At 38.8% G+C, this 13753-nt stretch carries 15 protein-coding genes and 1 tRNA gene; 3 read left to right on the top strand and 13 right to left on the bottom strand.

Going from position 1 to position 13753, the window contains the following annotated elements:
- Positions 1-48 precede the first annotated feature (48 nt).
- The 4 genes from estA to ACLBXA_RS10755 form a co-directional block, all read right to left on the bottom strand.
- Positions 49-789, bottom strand: a complete 741-nt coding sequence (gene estA / locus ACLBXA_RS10770; RefSeq protein WP_000761976.1) for a carboxylesterase — start codon at positions 787-789, stop codon at positions 49-51.
- 160 nt (positions 790-949) lie between these two features.
- Entirely contained in the window at positions 950-1183 is a 234-nt protein-coding gene (gene secG, locus ACLBXA_RS10765; protein ID WP_000557266.1) for a preprotein translocase subunit SecG, read from the bottom strand.
- Positions 1184-1277: 94 nt separating this feature from the next.
- Positions 1278-1970, bottom strand: a complete 693-nt coding sequence (locus tag ACLBXA_RS10760; RefSeq protein WP_150159038.1) for an LrgB family protein — start codon at positions 1968-1970, stop codon at positions 1278-1280.
- The gene (locus ACLBXA_RS10755; RefSeq protein WP_000673223.1) at positions 1967-2335 is read right to left on the bottom strand and encodes a CidA/LrgA family holin-like protein; all 369 of its coding nucleotides are present in this window, start codon (positions 2333-2335) and stop codon (positions 1967-1969) included. The genes ACLBXA_RS10760 and ACLBXA_RS10755 overlap by 4 nt, the downstream gene beginning before the upstream one ends.
- A gap of 399 nt (positions 2336-2734) precedes the next feature.
- Here ACLBXA_RS10755 and ACLBXA_RS10750 point away from each other — a divergent pair, with 399 nt between their 5' ends.
- Positions 2735-3637 carry a nucleoside hydrolase gene (locus tag ACLBXA_RS10750; protein WP_447617207.1) on the top strand — a complete coding sequence of 301 codons (903 nt, stop codon included), beginning with the start codon at positions 2735-2737 and terminating at the stop codon, positions 3635-3637.
- 50 nt (positions 3638-3687) lie between these two features.
- On the opposite strand, the gene eno is transcribed toward ACLBXA_RS10750, so the two are convergent.
- The 9 genes from eno to ACLBXA_RS10705 all read right to left on the bottom strand — a co-directional run bounded on the left by eno (position 3688) and on the right by ACLBXA_RS10705 (position 12745).
- Positions 3688-4983: a phosphopyruvate hydratase gene (eno, locus tag ACLBXA_RS10745; RefSeq protein WP_000103951.1), complete on the bottom strand. Its 1296-nt coding sequence runs from the start codon at positions 4981-4983 to the stop codon at positions 3688-3690.
- Positions 4984-5013: 30 nt separating this feature from the next.
- Positions 5014-6543, bottom strand: a complete 1530-nt coding sequence (gpmI, locus tag ACLBXA_RS10740; RefSeq protein ID WP_001231141.1) for a 2,3-bisphosphoglycerate-independent phosphoglycerate mutase — start codon at positions 6541-6543, stop codon at positions 5014-5016.
- Positions 6540-7295, bottom strand: coding sequence for a triose-phosphate isomerase (tpiA, locus tag ACLBXA_RS10735; RefSeq protein ID WP_001231042.1), 756 nt, complete (start codon positions 7293-7295; stop codon positions 6540-6542). Before tpiA ends, gpmI begins: the two co-directional genes overlap by 4 nt.
- A gap of 32 nt (positions 7296-7327) precedes the next feature.
- The gene (locus ACLBXA_RS10730) at positions 7328-8512 is read right to left on the bottom strand and encodes a phosphoglycerate kinase (protein ID WP_001036332.1); all 1185 of its coding nucleotides are present in this window, start codon (positions 8510-8512) and stop codon (positions 7328-7330) included.
- Between the two features lie 139 nt (positions 8513-8651).
- The gene (gene gap / locus ACLBXA_RS10725) at positions 8652-9656 is read right to left on the bottom strand and encodes a type I glyceraldehyde-3-phosphate dehydrogenase (protein WP_000161234.1); all 1005 of its coding nucleotides are present in this window, start codon (positions 9654-9656) and stop codon (positions 8652-8654) included.
- Between the two features lie 26 nt (positions 9657-9682).
- Positions 9683-10711: a gapA transcriptional regulator CggR gene (gene cggR, locus ACLBXA_RS10720; protein ID WP_001258185.1), complete on the bottom strand. Its 1029-nt coding sequence runs from the start codon at positions 10709-10711 to the stop codon at positions 9683-9685.
- A 136-nt stretch (positions 10712-10847) separates the two neighbouring features.
- Positions 10848-11093: a glutaredoxin family protein gene (locus tag ACLBXA_RS10715; protein WP_000869737.1), complete on the bottom strand. Its 246-nt coding sequence runs from the start codon at positions 11091-11093 to the stop codon at positions 10848-10850.
- A 9-nt stretch (positions 11094-11102) separates the two neighbouring features.
- Positions 11103-12410 (bottom strand): RNA polymerase factor sigma-54, encoded by a 1308-nt coding sequence (gene rpoN / locus ACLBXA_RS10710; RefSeq protein WP_000647951.1) that lies wholly within the window; start codon positions 12408-12410, stop codon positions 11103-11105.
- A gap of 259 nt (positions 12411-12669) precedes the next feature.
- A tRNA-Arg gene (locus ACLBXA_RS10705) sits at positions 12670-12745 on the bottom strand.
- Between the two features lie 204 nt (positions 12746-12949).
- Between ACLBXA_RS10705 and ACLBXA_RS10700 the strand changes: the two genes are divergently transcribed.
- Both ACLBXA_RS10700 and ACLBXA_RS10695 read left to right on the top strand, forming a co-directional pair.
- On the top strand, positions 12950-13156 hold the full coding sequence (locus tag ACLBXA_RS10700) for a DUF1657 domain-containing protein (protein WP_000216166.1): 207 nt from the start codon (positions 12950-12952) through the stop codon (positions 13154-13156).
- Between the two features lie 93 nt (positions 13157-13249).
- Positions 13250-13735, top strand: coding sequence for a YhcN/YlaJ family sporulation lipoprotein (locus ACLBXA_RS10695; protein WP_001228537.1), 486 nt, complete (start codon positions 13250-13252; stop codon positions 13733-13735).
- The last annotated feature ends 18 nt before the right edge of the window (positions 13736-13753 follow it).

Here is a 13753-nt window from a genome sequence, read left to right as displayed (position 1 = left end):
TACAGTTTTCACAAAAAATTCCTTATGAAAAAAAGAGGCAACTAGATCTTACCAATCTAGTTGCTCCAAGAAGTTATATACATCCTCATGTAGCTCGTCACGTTGTTTATCAAGTGTAATGACATGCGTAGAGTCTTCATACCATTTAATGTCTTTTAACGTAGATTCTACACCGTTATAAATAATGTTAGCACTATCTGTATTAATCATTTCGTCATGACGTGCTTGTACAACAAATGTTGGTGCATAAATCATATCCACATTGTTACGTACGTCAGCAATTAATTGTTGTAATGCTTTTAATGTATTCATCGGTGTCTTTTGGAATTCCAGCATTTCTTGTTCGATTTGCTCTGGTGATTTTTGCTCACGCTTTTTATATTCGCGGGCATATGCCAATATACCTTGGTACATCGTTTCTTCGCTCTTAATATACATCGGTGCACACATTGGTACTACACCTAAAACCGGTACTGTATAACCTAATTTTAAAGAAAATACGCCGCCAAGTGACAATCCAACAACAGCAATTTTCTCAAAACCTTTATCTTTTAAAAGCTGATATGCCTCCGTTACATCTTGCCACCAATCTTCAGGACCTGTATGAACAAGCTCTTCTGGTGGTACACCGTGCCCTTTATAAATTGGCGCATGACAAGTGTAGCCTTTCTTCTCTAAGAAACGCCCTAACATACGTACATCAGCTGAGTTCCCTGTGAATCCATGTAGTAATAAAACAGCGCGGTCTCCACCCTCAAATGTAAATGGTTTCGGAGATGCTAATTTCATCATGTACTTCTCCTCTTTCTCTTCTGTAATCTAGTCGTATTCTTTCTATATCTAGTGTACCATATTTATATTTCTATAATCTAATTAGAAACATCTTTCAAATGGCAAAACAAAAAAGAAGAACCATTAGTACATCTTACTAACGCTTCTTCTTTCAATTCTATAAGTTTAAGTACGTAACAGCAATTGTTAATACAAAGAACAATACAGCTAAAACAATTGTGATACGGTTTAATACTGCTTCAATTCCACGTGCTTTTTGCTTACCAAATAATTGCTCTGCACCGCCTGAAATTGCACCTGAAAGGCCTGAGCTATTACTAGACTGCATAAGTACCATAACAATCATTAAAATCGATACAGTAATAAGTAAAACGGATAATAACGTATGCACTTGGCGTACCTCCTACAAAGATTCAGTTATTGTAACTGTAGCATAAATCCTATAGAAAAGCGAGAGCTATAGAGTCGCTCCCGCTTTTCTTCCATTACATAAACATCATTGCAAATAACGGTCCAAGTAAACATGTCAAAATTGCTGTTAATGTCATTGTTACCGATCCAATAACACCTTCATGTTCGTTATTTTTCATCGCTCTCATAACGCCCATAATATGAGAAGCACATCCAAATCCGATACCTTTACCAACTGAGTTTGTAACACGGCTCCATTTTAATAAGAGAGGTCCTGTAATCGTTCCAGTAATACCTGCGATAACAACGAAAGCTGCTGTTAAGGAAGGTACACCACCAACTTGTTCAGAAACGCTCATCGCAACTGGCATTGTCACCGATTTTGGTAAAGACGATAAGATTAAGCTTTTATCTGTTCCCATAAGTGAAGCAATGGCAAAATCACTAGCGATTGCAACTGTTGTACCTACTAATACCCCGCCGGCAATCGGTACAACATACTTTTGCAGAACATGACGTTGTTTATAAAGAGGAATTGCAAATGCTACAACACCGGGTCCAAGTAGCTTTGCAATCCAGCCACCACCACTTTCCATATAATGTTGATATGGTATATCAAGCACGATAAATAGGAAAGCTATTAATCCTGTTGCTACAAGCATTGGAATGGTGAATGGTGTTGGAAATAATTTATAGATTTTTTTAGATAATTGATATAATAGCACCGTAAAAAGAACCCAACCGATTCCGATTAATATTTGGCTCATCGCGACTTTCTTTCCTTCCTATTCGCAAGATATTGTCCTGTATGTCCTGCGACAATAATAATTAAAAATGTACTCGCTACAACTGTAATGAAAAGAGAAATTCCTTTACTCATAAAAAAAGCACCGTAATTCATTAAGCCAAGCGTTGGCGGAATTAATAAAAACGGCATAATAGCAACGAGTGTTTCTGCTCCTAAATCGAACCATTTCACTGGAAGAACTTTTAGGCTAAGTAAAACAAGTAAGAGGAACATCCCAATCAAACTTCCTGGAATTGGAATATTTAGCATTTCTTGCACCCAAGTTCCAACCATATAAAACACGTAAAGAGCAGCAATTTGGACAAGAATCTTTGTAAATTTCATGTTCATCATCCCTCATGTTTATACGATCTTCTGTTAATATCTTTATCATAGTATAAATTGTAAAAAGCTGCAATTTATCAACTTGACAGCAAAAACAGCCTTTGTTATACGCTTACAACCTTGATATGACTGCATTTCCAAACGAAAATTACGTCAAAAACCTTGACCTAATATAAAAAGTTTTTATTTTCTGAATTTATAAGACTATTATTTCAATAAAATAATCTTTTTATCCTTAAGCTTACATATATATAAAGTGAAACTTTAATCCATGAGGATTCCCACATCCATACTGATTGTTAGCCCTCATCAAGCGGGTTTGTAAGGGATAAACAAGATAGGTGGTGAACATATGCCAAAAAAGTTCTCATTTTTTGTGATCCTGGGATTGATGATACGATGGCTCTCCTCTTAGCTTTCTTTATTGATGAAATAGAAATTATCGGTATTGTTGCTGATTACGGTAATGTCCCGAAAAAAATGGCCGTACAAAATGCTCATTTTTTTAATAACGAAACAAAGAATAGAAATATCAAGATATTCGGTGGTTCAGAACGTCCTCTTACTGGTGCCCCACCTGCGTTTTTTACGGATGTACATGGGAAACAGGGGCTCGGGCCAATTATTCCAAAGGTAAATGTGACTAACGGAGAATTGGAGAATTTTTTTGAAGTTATTCCTCTTATTGAGCAGTATAAAGATGAATTAATCATTGTAAGTTTAGGAAGACTTACCTCCCTAGCAATTTTATTCATCGTATGTAAACAGTTAATGAAGCAAGTTAAATCTTACTACGTAATGGGCGGTGCCTTTTTACACCCTGGTAATGTTACCCCTATTTCCGAAGCAAACTTTTATGGCGATCCTACTGCTGCTAATATAGTCCTCCAATCTACAGCTAACATGTACATATACCCATTAAACGTCACCCAATATTCCGTCATTACACCCGAGATGGCGGAGTATATTGAAACAAAAGGAAAAGCCCCACTTGTCAAACCTTTATTCGATCATTATTACTACGGATATTATAAAGACGCCCTACCACATTTAAAGGGTAGCCCCTTCCATGACACAATGCCAATACTCGCTTTACTTGATAACTCTATGTTTACCTATCACAAATCACCTATCGTTGTCATGACAGAATCTTATGCGCAGGGGGCAAGCATTGGAGAATTTCGCTCTTTAGGAGAATCTAAGCCATTTATTGATTGGCCGAGTCATCAAATCGCAATTGATTTTGATTATAACCGCTTCTTCAAACATTTCATGTCACTTATGACGGGCGAACAATTTTAGCATAAAAAAACAGACCGTGATTTCTCACGGTCTGTCGTTATTTTCTACAATTATCGTTTGATGTTATAGAAAGATTTGATACCATCGTAAACAGCGATTTCGCCTAGTTCGTCTTCGATGCGTAATAATTGGTTGTACTTAGCAATACGGTCAGTACGGCTCATAGAACCAGTTTTGATTTGGCCAGCGTTAGTTGCAACTGCGATGTCAGCAATTGTAGCATCTTCAGTTTCACCAGAACGGTGAGATACAACTGCTGTGTAACCAGCACGTTTAGCCATTTCGATAGCTTCGAAAGTCTCAGTTAAAGTACCGATTTGGTTAACTTTAATTAAGATTGAGTTAGAGATACCTTTTTCGATACCTTCAGCAAGTTTTTGAGTGTTAGTTACGAATAAATCGTCACCAACTAATTGTACTTTATCACCGATACGCTCAGTTAATAATTTGTGACCATCCCAGTCGTTTTCGTCTAAACCATCTTCGATAGAGATGATTGGGAAGTCTTTGCAAAGCTCTTCGTAGAAATCAACCATTTCTGCAGAAGTTAAGCCAGTACGGCCTTCGCCTGCAAGGTCATATTTACCAGTTTCTTTGTTGTAGAACTCAGAAGAAGCAACGTCCATTCCTAAGAATACGTTCTCGCCAGCTTTGTAACCAGCTTTTTCGATAGCTTCGATGATTACTTCTAAAGCTTCACGGTTAGAACCAAGGTTTGGAGCGAATCCACCTTCGTCACCTACTGCAGTGTTAAGACCTTTGTCATGTAATACAGCTTTAAGTGCATGGAATACTTCAGCACCCATACGGATTGATTCTTTGAATGTTGGAGCACCAACTGGTAAGATCATGAACTCTTGGAAGTCAACGTTGTTATCAGCGTGAGAACCACCGTTGATGATGTTCATCATTGGAGTTGGTAATTGTTTTGCATTGAATCCACCAAGGTAACGGTATAATGGAAGACCTACGAAGTCAGCTGCTGCGTGAGCTACTGCCATAGATACACCAAGGATAGCGTTAGCGCCTAGTTTACCTTTGTTTGGAGTGCCGTCTAATTCGATCATAGCACGGTCGATACCAGCTTGGTCAGTTACATCGAAACCAGCGATTTCTGGAGCGATAATTTCGTTAACGTTGTTTACTGCGTTAACAACACCTTTACCAAGGTAACGAGATTTGTCACCGTCACGTAATTCTACTGCTTCGTGCTCACCAGTAGATGCACCACTTGGTACGATAGCGCGTCCGAAAGCACCGCTTTCTGTGTAAACTTCTACTTCTACAGTTGGGTTACCACGAGAGTCAAGGACTTCGCGAGCATAAACATCAATAATTGTTGACATAATAAATTCTCTCCTTTTTATATAAGCAAATTATTTAATAATTGTTTTACCTGTCATTTCTTTCGGTTGTTCCACATTTAAAAGTGTAAGCATTGTTGGAGCGATATCTCCTAAAATACCACCTTCACGAAGCTCTACATCATTTTTTGTAACGATGAAAGGAACCGGGTTAGTTGTATGAGCTGTCATCGGCTCGCCATCAGCAGTTAACTCCTGATCGGCATTACCATGGTCAGCAGTAATAAGTGCTACACCATCTTTTGCAAGAATCGCTTCTACAACTTTTCCTAAACATTCGTCAGTTGCTTCTACTGCTTTAATTGTTGGTTCCATCATCCCAGAATGGCCAACCATATCACAGTTTGCAAAGTTAAGAATGATAACATCATGTTTATCATTTTCGATTTCATTTACTAAAGCGTCCGTTACTTCGTAAATGCTCATTTCAGGTTTCAAGTCATACGTTGCAACCTTCGGTGAGTTAATTAAGATACGCTCTTCTCCTGGGAATTCAGCCTCACGACCACCGCTAAAGAAGAATGTAACGTGCGGATACTTTTCGGTTTCCGCGATGCGAAGTTGCTTTAATCCCGCTTGCGCAACAACTTCACCTAAAGTGTTATCAAGGTTCATTGGCTTGAATGCCACGTAACCATTTACAGTTTCACTGAAGTGTGTCATACATACGAATTCTGGAATGTGAGGTACTTTTTCACCACGATCGAACTCACGGAAGTCTTCGTTTGTAAATACACGAGCAATTTGAATTGCACGGTCTGGACGGAAGTTATAGAAGATAACTGCATCATCATCATTGATTGTTGCAACTGGCGTGTTATCTTCGTTAACAATTACAGACGGCAATACGAATTCATCATAGATACCGTTCGCATAAGAGTCTTCTACACACTCTTCTGCTGATTTATAAGTAGGGCCTTCACCATTCACCATAGCACTGTAACATTTTTCTACGCGATCCCAACGCTTGTCACGGTCCATGGAGTAATAACGACCAGAGATAGTCGCGAATTGTCCTACTCCTGTTTCTTTAATTACTTCATTTGCTGCATCGATATAACCTTTTGCTGTTTGTGGTCCAACATCGCGGCCGTCTAAGAACGCATGGATATAAACTTTCTCCACACCTTCTTTTGCTGCTAAGCGAAGAAGAGCAAACATATGGTTCATGTGACTGTGCACACCACCATCAGAAAGTAAACCGAATAAATGAAGAGCAGTACCTTTTTCTTTTACGCTTTTAATTGCATTTTGGAATGTTTCGTTCTGATCGAACTCACCTTCACGAATTGCAACGTTTACGCGTGTTAAGCTTTGATATACTATGCGGCCAGCACCAATATTTAAGTGACCAACCTCAGAGTTACCCATTTGACCTTCTGGAAGACCTACTTCCTCACCACAAGCTGTAAGCGTTGTATGAGGGAATTTGTTCCAGTAACCATCAAAATTAGGTTTCTTAGCTTGTGCTACAGCATTCCCGTGAGTTTCTTCACGAAGTCCGAAACCGTCAAGGATGATTAAAGCTGTTGGCTTTCTCATTTTACCGCCCCCAGAAGACCTAAGAACGAAGCAGGCTCTAAGCTAGCACCGCCAACTAAAGCGCCGTCGATGTCAGATTGTGCCATATACTCTTTAATGTTTTCTGGTTTTACGCTACCGCCGTATTGAATACGAACAGCTTCTGCAGCTTCTGGAGAAACAGCTTCTGCAACAACTTTACGGATGTGCGCACATACTTCATTTGCATCTGCAGAAGAAGAAGATTTACCTGTACCGATAGCCCAGATAGGCTCATAAGCGATAACAGTTGCTTTAACTTGCTCTTCTGTTAAACCTGCAAGTGCTTTTGTCACTTGACCTGCTACTAGATCAAATGTTTTTCCGCTTTCGCGCTCTTCTAAAGTCTCACCACAACATACGATTGGTGTTAAACCATGTTCAAATGCTGCTAGAGTCTTTTTGTTTACTGATTCGTCTGTTTCAGCAAACATTTCACGACGCTCAGAGTGGCCAAGTACTACGTAGCCTACTTTTAAGTCGCTAAGTGCTACTGGGCTAATTTCGCCAGTGAATGCACCATTTTTTTCGAAGTGCATGTTTTGTGCACCTACTTGTAAATCAGTTCCTTCAGTTGCTGCTACAAGGCGCTCTAAGAATAGAGCTGGAGAGCAAACTACTGCATCAACAGCTGAAGCTGCTGGGATTTGACCTTTAACTTCCTCTACGAAGCTAACTGCTTCAGATAGAGTTTTATTCATTTTCCAGTTACCTGCGATAATTGGTTTACGCATGCTTTGCACCGTCCTTTTTCTTTGGCTGCTACTTATTTGTCGTTAAGACAAACTACACCTGGAAGCTCTTTACCTTCCATGAATTCTAATGACGCACCGCCGCCAGTAGAAATGTGGCTCATTTTATCAGCCATACCGAATTTTTCAACAGCTGCTGCAGAGTCACCACCGCCGATAACAGAGTATGTATCTTCTGCATCTGCTAATGCTTGTCCTACTGCTTTTGTACCTTCTGCGAATGGAGTCATTTCGAATACACCCATTGGTCCATTCCATACAACAAGCTTAGAGTTTTTAATTACATCTGCATAAATTTCACGTGTTTTAGGACCGATGTCTACGCCTTCCCAGTTAGAAGGGATAGAGTCGATACCAACGATTTGAGTTGTTGCAGTTTCAGAGAATTCCTCAGTGATTACAACATCAACTGGCATGTAGAAGTTTACGCCTTTTTCTTTTGCAAGTTGCATAAATTCTTTAGCTAGTTCAATCTTGTCGTCTTCACATAGAGATAGACCAATTTCATGACCTAAAGCTTTAACGAACGTGTAAGCAAGTCCGCCACCGATGATTAAGTTATCTACTTTGTCTAATAGATGACGAATTACACCGATTTTATCTTTTACTTTCGCACCACCAATAATAGCTGTAAATGGACGTTCTGGGTTAGAAAGTGCTTTACCTAATACATCTAACTCTTTTTCCATTAATAGACCAGATACTGCTGGTAGGTAGTCTGCGATACCTGCTGTAGAAGCGTGAGCACGGTGAGCTGCACCGAATGCATCGTTTACGAAGATGTCAGCAAGTGCTGCAAATTCTTTCGCAAGTTCTGCATCGTTCTTTTCTTCGCCCGCATAGAAACGTACGTTTTCAAGAACTAATACGTCGCCTTCGTTCATTGCTGCAACCATTTCTTGTGCAACTGGTCCGAATGCTTCGTCTGCTTTTTTAACATCTTTACCAAGAAGCTCGCCTAAACGTGCTGCTACTGGAGTAAGACGTAATTCTTCTACCGCTTGACCTTTTGGACGGCCTAAGTGGCTTGCTAAAATAACTTTCGCACCTTGCTCTACTAAATATTGAATTGTAGGAAGAGCTGCACGGATACGAGTTTCATCTGTAATTTTGCCTTCTTTCATAGGTACGTTGAAATCAACGCGGCAAAATACACGCTTACCTTTTAAATCTACGTCACGAATTGATTTTTTGTTCATTGGATTTCCCTCCGACTACTAGTTAGGATTGACAAAACCCATTCAAAAGCTTAACACATTTGCTTTTAAAACGAAAGAAGAGAGAGAGGGAACAAACCCTCTCCCTCGTTTTGTCATTGATTGCTTATATAATTAAGAATTAAAGACCTTTAGAAGTCATGTAAGCTGCTAAGTCTACTACGCGGTTAGAGTAACCAGTTTCGTTATCGTACCAAGAAAGTACTTTAACCATGTTACCTTCCATTACCATTGTAGATAATGCATCGATTGTAGAAGAAGCTGTACATCCGTTATAGTCGATAGATACTAATGGCTCTTCGCTGTATCCAAGGATACCTTTTAATTCGCCTTCAGCTGCTGCTTTGAATGCTGCGTTTACATCTTCAACTGTTACTTCTTTGTCAAGTTCAACAACTAAATCAACAAGAGAAACGTTAGCAGTTGGAACACGTACAGCGCCACCGTTTAATTTACCTTTAAGTTCTGGTAATACTAATGCTACAGCTTTAGCTGCACCAGTAGATGTTGGGATCATGTTTTCAGCTGCTGCACGAGCACGACGTAAATCTTTGTGTGGTAAGTCTAAGATTTGTTGGTCGTTAGTGTAAGAGTGAATTGTTGTCATCATTCCGCGTTTTACGCCGAATTTTTCGTTTAATACTTTAGCGAATGGAGCTAGACAGTTTGTAGTACAAGAAGCGTTAGATACTACGTTGTGGTTAGCTGCATCGTATTGTTCGTGGTTAACACCCATAACTACAGTGATATCTTCGTCAGAAGCTGGAGCTGAGATGATAACTTTCTTAACTGATCCACCTAAGTGTTTTTCAGCGTCTGATTTTTTAGTGAAACGGCCAGTAGATTCTACTACTACTTCTACTCCGTAGTCGCTCCATGGTAATTGAGCTGGGTCACGCTCAGCGATAACTTTAATTTCTTTACCGTTAACAACGATGCTGTTTTCGTTAGCAGATACTTCTGCATTTAAAGTTCCGTGAACTGTGTCATATTTTAAAAGGTGAGCTAATGTTTTAGCATCTGTTAAGTCGTTGATTGCTACTACTTCTACCTCAGAGTTGTTAAGAGCTGCGCGGAATACGTTACGTCCGATACGTCCAAATCCATTAATACCAATTTTAGTCATTTGAATTTCCTCCTTGGGGGATTATATTAAAGGGTAAAACCCTTTGTTAACTGTTTTGCTGCACCTTCATCTGTAATTAGAATTGAAGTGTGCCCTTGTTTAATTACAGCCTGTATTGCTTTTGCCTTTGAAGAACCTCCAGCGACTGCAACAACGTGAGATACATTTTGTAAATCCTCTAATTGCATACCAACTGTTCTTACTTTATGAACAACATTTCCTTCTTCATTAAAGTAGTAACCGAAAGCTTCACCAACTGCTTCGCTTGCTTGAATCTTTAACCAATCTGCTTCCGAAGTACTTCTGCGACGTGCCATTGTTAACGCATCACCTATTCCATGAATGACGATATTGGAAGATCGAATCAACTCAAGAACTTCTTTCACGGAAGGCTCTGTCACAATAGACGCATATGCTTCGCTACTAACATGGTCTGGAACATACAATAAGCGATAATTACTCATCGTATTTTGCGCCATCTTGGCACAAATGGTATTGGCTTCTAATTCAACACCTTCTCCGATTCCACCACGTGCTGGGACAAATAGCATATGTAAATCTTTACAATCAAGTTGCATCATGTCCGCAGCAGCAGCTAGCGTAGTTCCTCCAGCCACAGCAACGATATTATTCGCTGTCAGACGGTCTTTTATACAAGTCACACAAGCACGGCCCATCTCCAGTTTGACCCAAGGTGATTCATCACTATCACCAGGGACAACGAAAACTTCATCCAAGTCTAATGTTTCCTTAAGTTGCTTTTCTAAAACCTTTAACCCGGAAATTTCTTTCATAAAGTCTTCCAAAGCAAGAACTAAAGCTGTTCCTTCTTCTGTCAAAGTCATTCCAGAAGAAGCGACGTGAACTAAGTTTTGTTCTTTCAAAACTTGAACTTCACTTCGCAATACTCGTTCTGTCATACCGAGGCTTGCTGATAAGTTTCTTCTTCCAATCGGCTGCATGAGCCTAATGTATTGAAGAATTTGCATTCTCGTTTGCATAACAGGTAGCAGATCAGGTAATAATTTTTTTGTGTTCTGAATCCATGAGCGCATATCTTTTCTCCTCACTACATTGGTTCATTTTTCCTCGGTGGTCACTTTACGTCCCGTAGTGACATTTTGTGTCCCACATAGGTTAAAAAAATAATCCCTGCTACGTGTATTATTGTAACAGGAGATAGAAACTTATTCAACTCTTAACTGCATTCTTTATATAGTTTATTATGACACCTTTGTGAATGTTACCATATTCTACTTGTTTTCCGTCTATTTCTACAACCGGAATCATTAAATGATATTTTTCTAAAAGGTCATTATCTTCATATATATCTATTTCCTCGATTTGAAAAGAATATTCACATTGTACTTCCTGCAAAACTTGTTTCGCCTGCACGCAAAGACCACAATTCTTTTTTGTATACAGCACAACTTTCATCTTCTTCACCTATCCGATTGTTTTTCGCAATGACGAAGCTGGGATATGCATTTGTTCTCTATACTTCGCCACCGTTCTTCGAGAAATAACAATTTCATGCTCTTCTTCTAATAATTTTGAAATCTTTTGATCTGAGAGTGGCTTTTTCTTATTCTCTGCTTCCACAAGCGTTTGAATAAACTGTTTCACTCGCTTCGTTGAAACTGCCTCATCCTCTGTCGTCGAAACTGCATTACTAAAGAACGATTTCATCTCAAATAAACCGTGTGGCGTTTGCACATACTTATTTCTTGTTGCACGACTAATCGTAGACTCATGCACACTTAGCTCTTCCGCCACCTCTTTTAAAGCGAGCGGCTTCAAATACGCTGGACCTTCCCAAAAGAAATCACGTTGTTTTTCCATAATAATCGTCATCACTTGCAGAAGTGTTTGTTTTCTCTGTTTCAAACTGCGCATAATCCATTGCACATGCTGATACTTTTCTGAAACGTAAGATGCTACTTCACTTTCACTATTATTAAGAAGCGCACTGTACTCAGAGTGAATTTCAATTCTCGGCATATTTCTCTCATTCATCTGTAAAACGAGGCGATCGCCTTCTTTTTTCACTGCCATGTCAGGCACAATATACAGTGGTTTATCCGAAGAATACGCAAGGCCCGGTTTCGGCTGCAATGATGTAATACAGTTCACCGCCGATTGTAATTCTTCATTACTACACTTCAGCACATGAACGAGCTTTCGCCAATCCTTCTTCACGAAATAAGCAAAGTGCTCCTCTACAATATCTTCCGCTAATCCATCCCTTCTTTGTAAGCGCTTCAATTGTAAGGTTAAACATTCCTGAATATTACGCGCCCCTACCCCTGCTGGCTCCAGTGATTGGACAAGCTCTACAGAGCGGTCAACTACATGAATATGCGCAGAAAGGAGCTCTGCTAACTCTTCATTCGTTTCTTGTAAATACCCGTTTCCATCCATGTTCATAATAATGAAAGAAGCCACTTTCCGCTCTTCTTCATCTATTTTATAATACTGTATTTGATTTAATAAATGTTGCTGAATCGTTGTAGAATCCACACTGTAGATTTCCATCTGATTCTCGACTTGTTTGCTGGTACTTTTACTGTTGTTAGAGCTCTTTTTCTTCTCCCTCTCAAAACCACCTAACTCAATAAGGGGATTCTCTAACGATTGCTCATACAAAAACTCCGATAATTCTTGTACATTATACTGAAGCATTGTAATCGCTTGCCTTAACTCTTGTGTCATTGCCAAACGTAAGCTTTGTTCTTGTAAAAGACTTGCCTTCAAACTAATCTCCCCCTTGTTTCTATTGTACAATAAGTTTGGTAAAAGGAGAATCCTCACGCAGACGCCCATTCCAAAATATTATTAATTTATATGTATTAATGATATTTACAACTTACAACCGAAATTTGAATAATATTGAAAGAAAATAATAAGTTATAAAAATTATTATCAAGTACTAATAGTAAATCTTATTATCAGATATAACAAGAGGGAAATAAAAAAAGTCCTAACCTACAAAACGTAAGTTAGGACTTTTTGACGCGCCCAGAGGGATTCGAACCCCCGACAGACGTGGTACCGGAAACCACCGCTCTATCCGACTGAGCTATGGGCGCATGATTATAGAAAACACTTCATTTTCTTCTCATAATAATAGCAATAAAATCCATCTAAATCAATAAAAATATCCCCGTAATACCTTATACATCTTAGCTAAAAGCATATAAAATCTATTCAACCCCTAAATTTTCCAATCATAAATTCATCCCAACTCACAAATTATAACCTATGAATTGATATTCCAAAGGGGGCTTCATTCAATGACTGTAATTACGAAACTAAAGCAAACTGTTTCTGGATTAAAAAGTGCACAAGCTAGCTTAGAGGGATTCGCTCTTGATACGGATAACCAACAAGCTAAGCAACTTTTTCAAACAGCTGCGCAGCAAACACAAACGATTATCGATTCTTTAAACCCACGTGTTGAAGAAGTCCAACAGGAAGAACCACAATACTCACAGCAATAACGAACCAATCTTGCTGTGAAATAGAAAAAGGATGATATGCAGTCATCCTTTTTCTATCACATTACATATTGCAATAGAAATGGAATGATAATTATGCGAAAACTCGGCCTCATAACCGCATTATTTGCACTTCTATTTAGCTCTTTTACCGGATGTGATAATAGTCCTTTAGATAAAAAAGTGAAAGAAGAAGCAAAACAAACGGAGAAAGAAAAAGGTCCAAAGTTAACAAAGACGAGTACGGAATCCTTTAATCAATCTATATCACAAGGAGCGAAGAAAAGAGCTCTCGCTATGGATGAAATTATAAAAAGCACAGCAGTGAATTCAAATTTAGATCTCTACATAGCAGTTACACCTGAGCATCACGAAAGGTTTGGATTAAAACCGCTTCGTAAAAAGCTTCAAAAGCAGCTAAGTGATGAGCACCCTACTTTCGATGTTCGTGTAAGTACAGATAAAAAAATCTTTATGTTACTCGAAAAGCTCGAAAGAAAGATTAAGGAAAAAAAAGTATCTAAAGATGAGATTAATAAGCAATTAAAACTCATTGGTAAAAAAATGGAGTCTAACACTTAACGCTTTTTAAAAGAAAAG

This window comes from Bacillus sp. D48C (assembly GCF_053345735.1).
The sequence above is the reverse complement of the archived record's forward strand: the minus strand, read 5'-3'. Positions and strand labels throughout refer to the sequence as shown.

Coding starts and splice junctions, on each gene's coding strand:
- ACLBXA_RS10715 (WP_000869737.1), bottom strand. CDS start 11,093: ATGAAAGTTGTGCTGTATACAAAAAAGAATTGTGGTCTTTGCGTGCAG.
- estA (WP_000761976.1), bottom strand. CDS start 789: ATGAAATTAGCATCTCCGAAACCATTTACATTTGAGGGTGGAGACCGC.
- ACLBXA_RS10750 (WP_447617207.1), top strand. CDS start 2,735: ATGGCTCTCCTCTTAGCTTTCTTTATTGATGAAATAGAAATTATCGGT.
- ACLBXA_RS10695 (WP_001228537.1), top strand. CDS start 13,250: ATGCGAAAACTCGGCCTCATAACCGCATTATTTGCACTTCTATTTAGC.
- ACLBXA_RS10755 (WP_000673223.1), bottom strand. CDS start 2,335: ATGAAATTTACAAAGATTCTTGTCCAAATTGCTGCTCTTTACGTGTTT.
- ACLBXA_RS10700 (WP_000216166.1), top strand. CDS start 12,950: ATGACTGTAATTACGAAACTAAAGCAAACTGTTTCTGGATTAAAAAGT.
- eno (WP_000103951.1), bottom strand. CDS start 4,983: ATGTCAACAATTATTGATGTTTATGCTCGCGAAGTCCTTGACTCTCGT.
- ACLBXA_RS10730 (WP_001036332.1), bottom strand. CDS start 8,512: ATGAACAAAAAATCAATTCGTGACGTAGATTTAAAAGGTAAGCGTGTA.
- ACLBXA_RS10760 (WP_150159038.1), bottom strand. CDS start 1,970: ATGAGCCAAATATTAATCGGAATCGGTTGGGTTCTTTTTACGGTGCTA.
- gap (WP_000161234.1), bottom strand. CDS start 9,656: ATGACTAAAATTGGTATTAATGGATTTGGACGTATCGGACGTAACGTA.
- cggR (WP_001258185.1), bottom strand. CDS start 10,711: ATGCGCTCATGGATTCAGAACACAAAAAAATTATTACCTGATCTGCTA.
- tpiA (WP_001231042.1), bottom strand. CDS start 7,295: ATGCGTAAACCAATTATCGCAGGTAACTGGAAAATGAATAAAACTCTA.
- gpmI (WP_001231141.1), bottom strand. CDS start 6,543: ATGAGAAAGCCAACAGCTTTAATCATCCTTGACGGTTTCGGACTTCGT.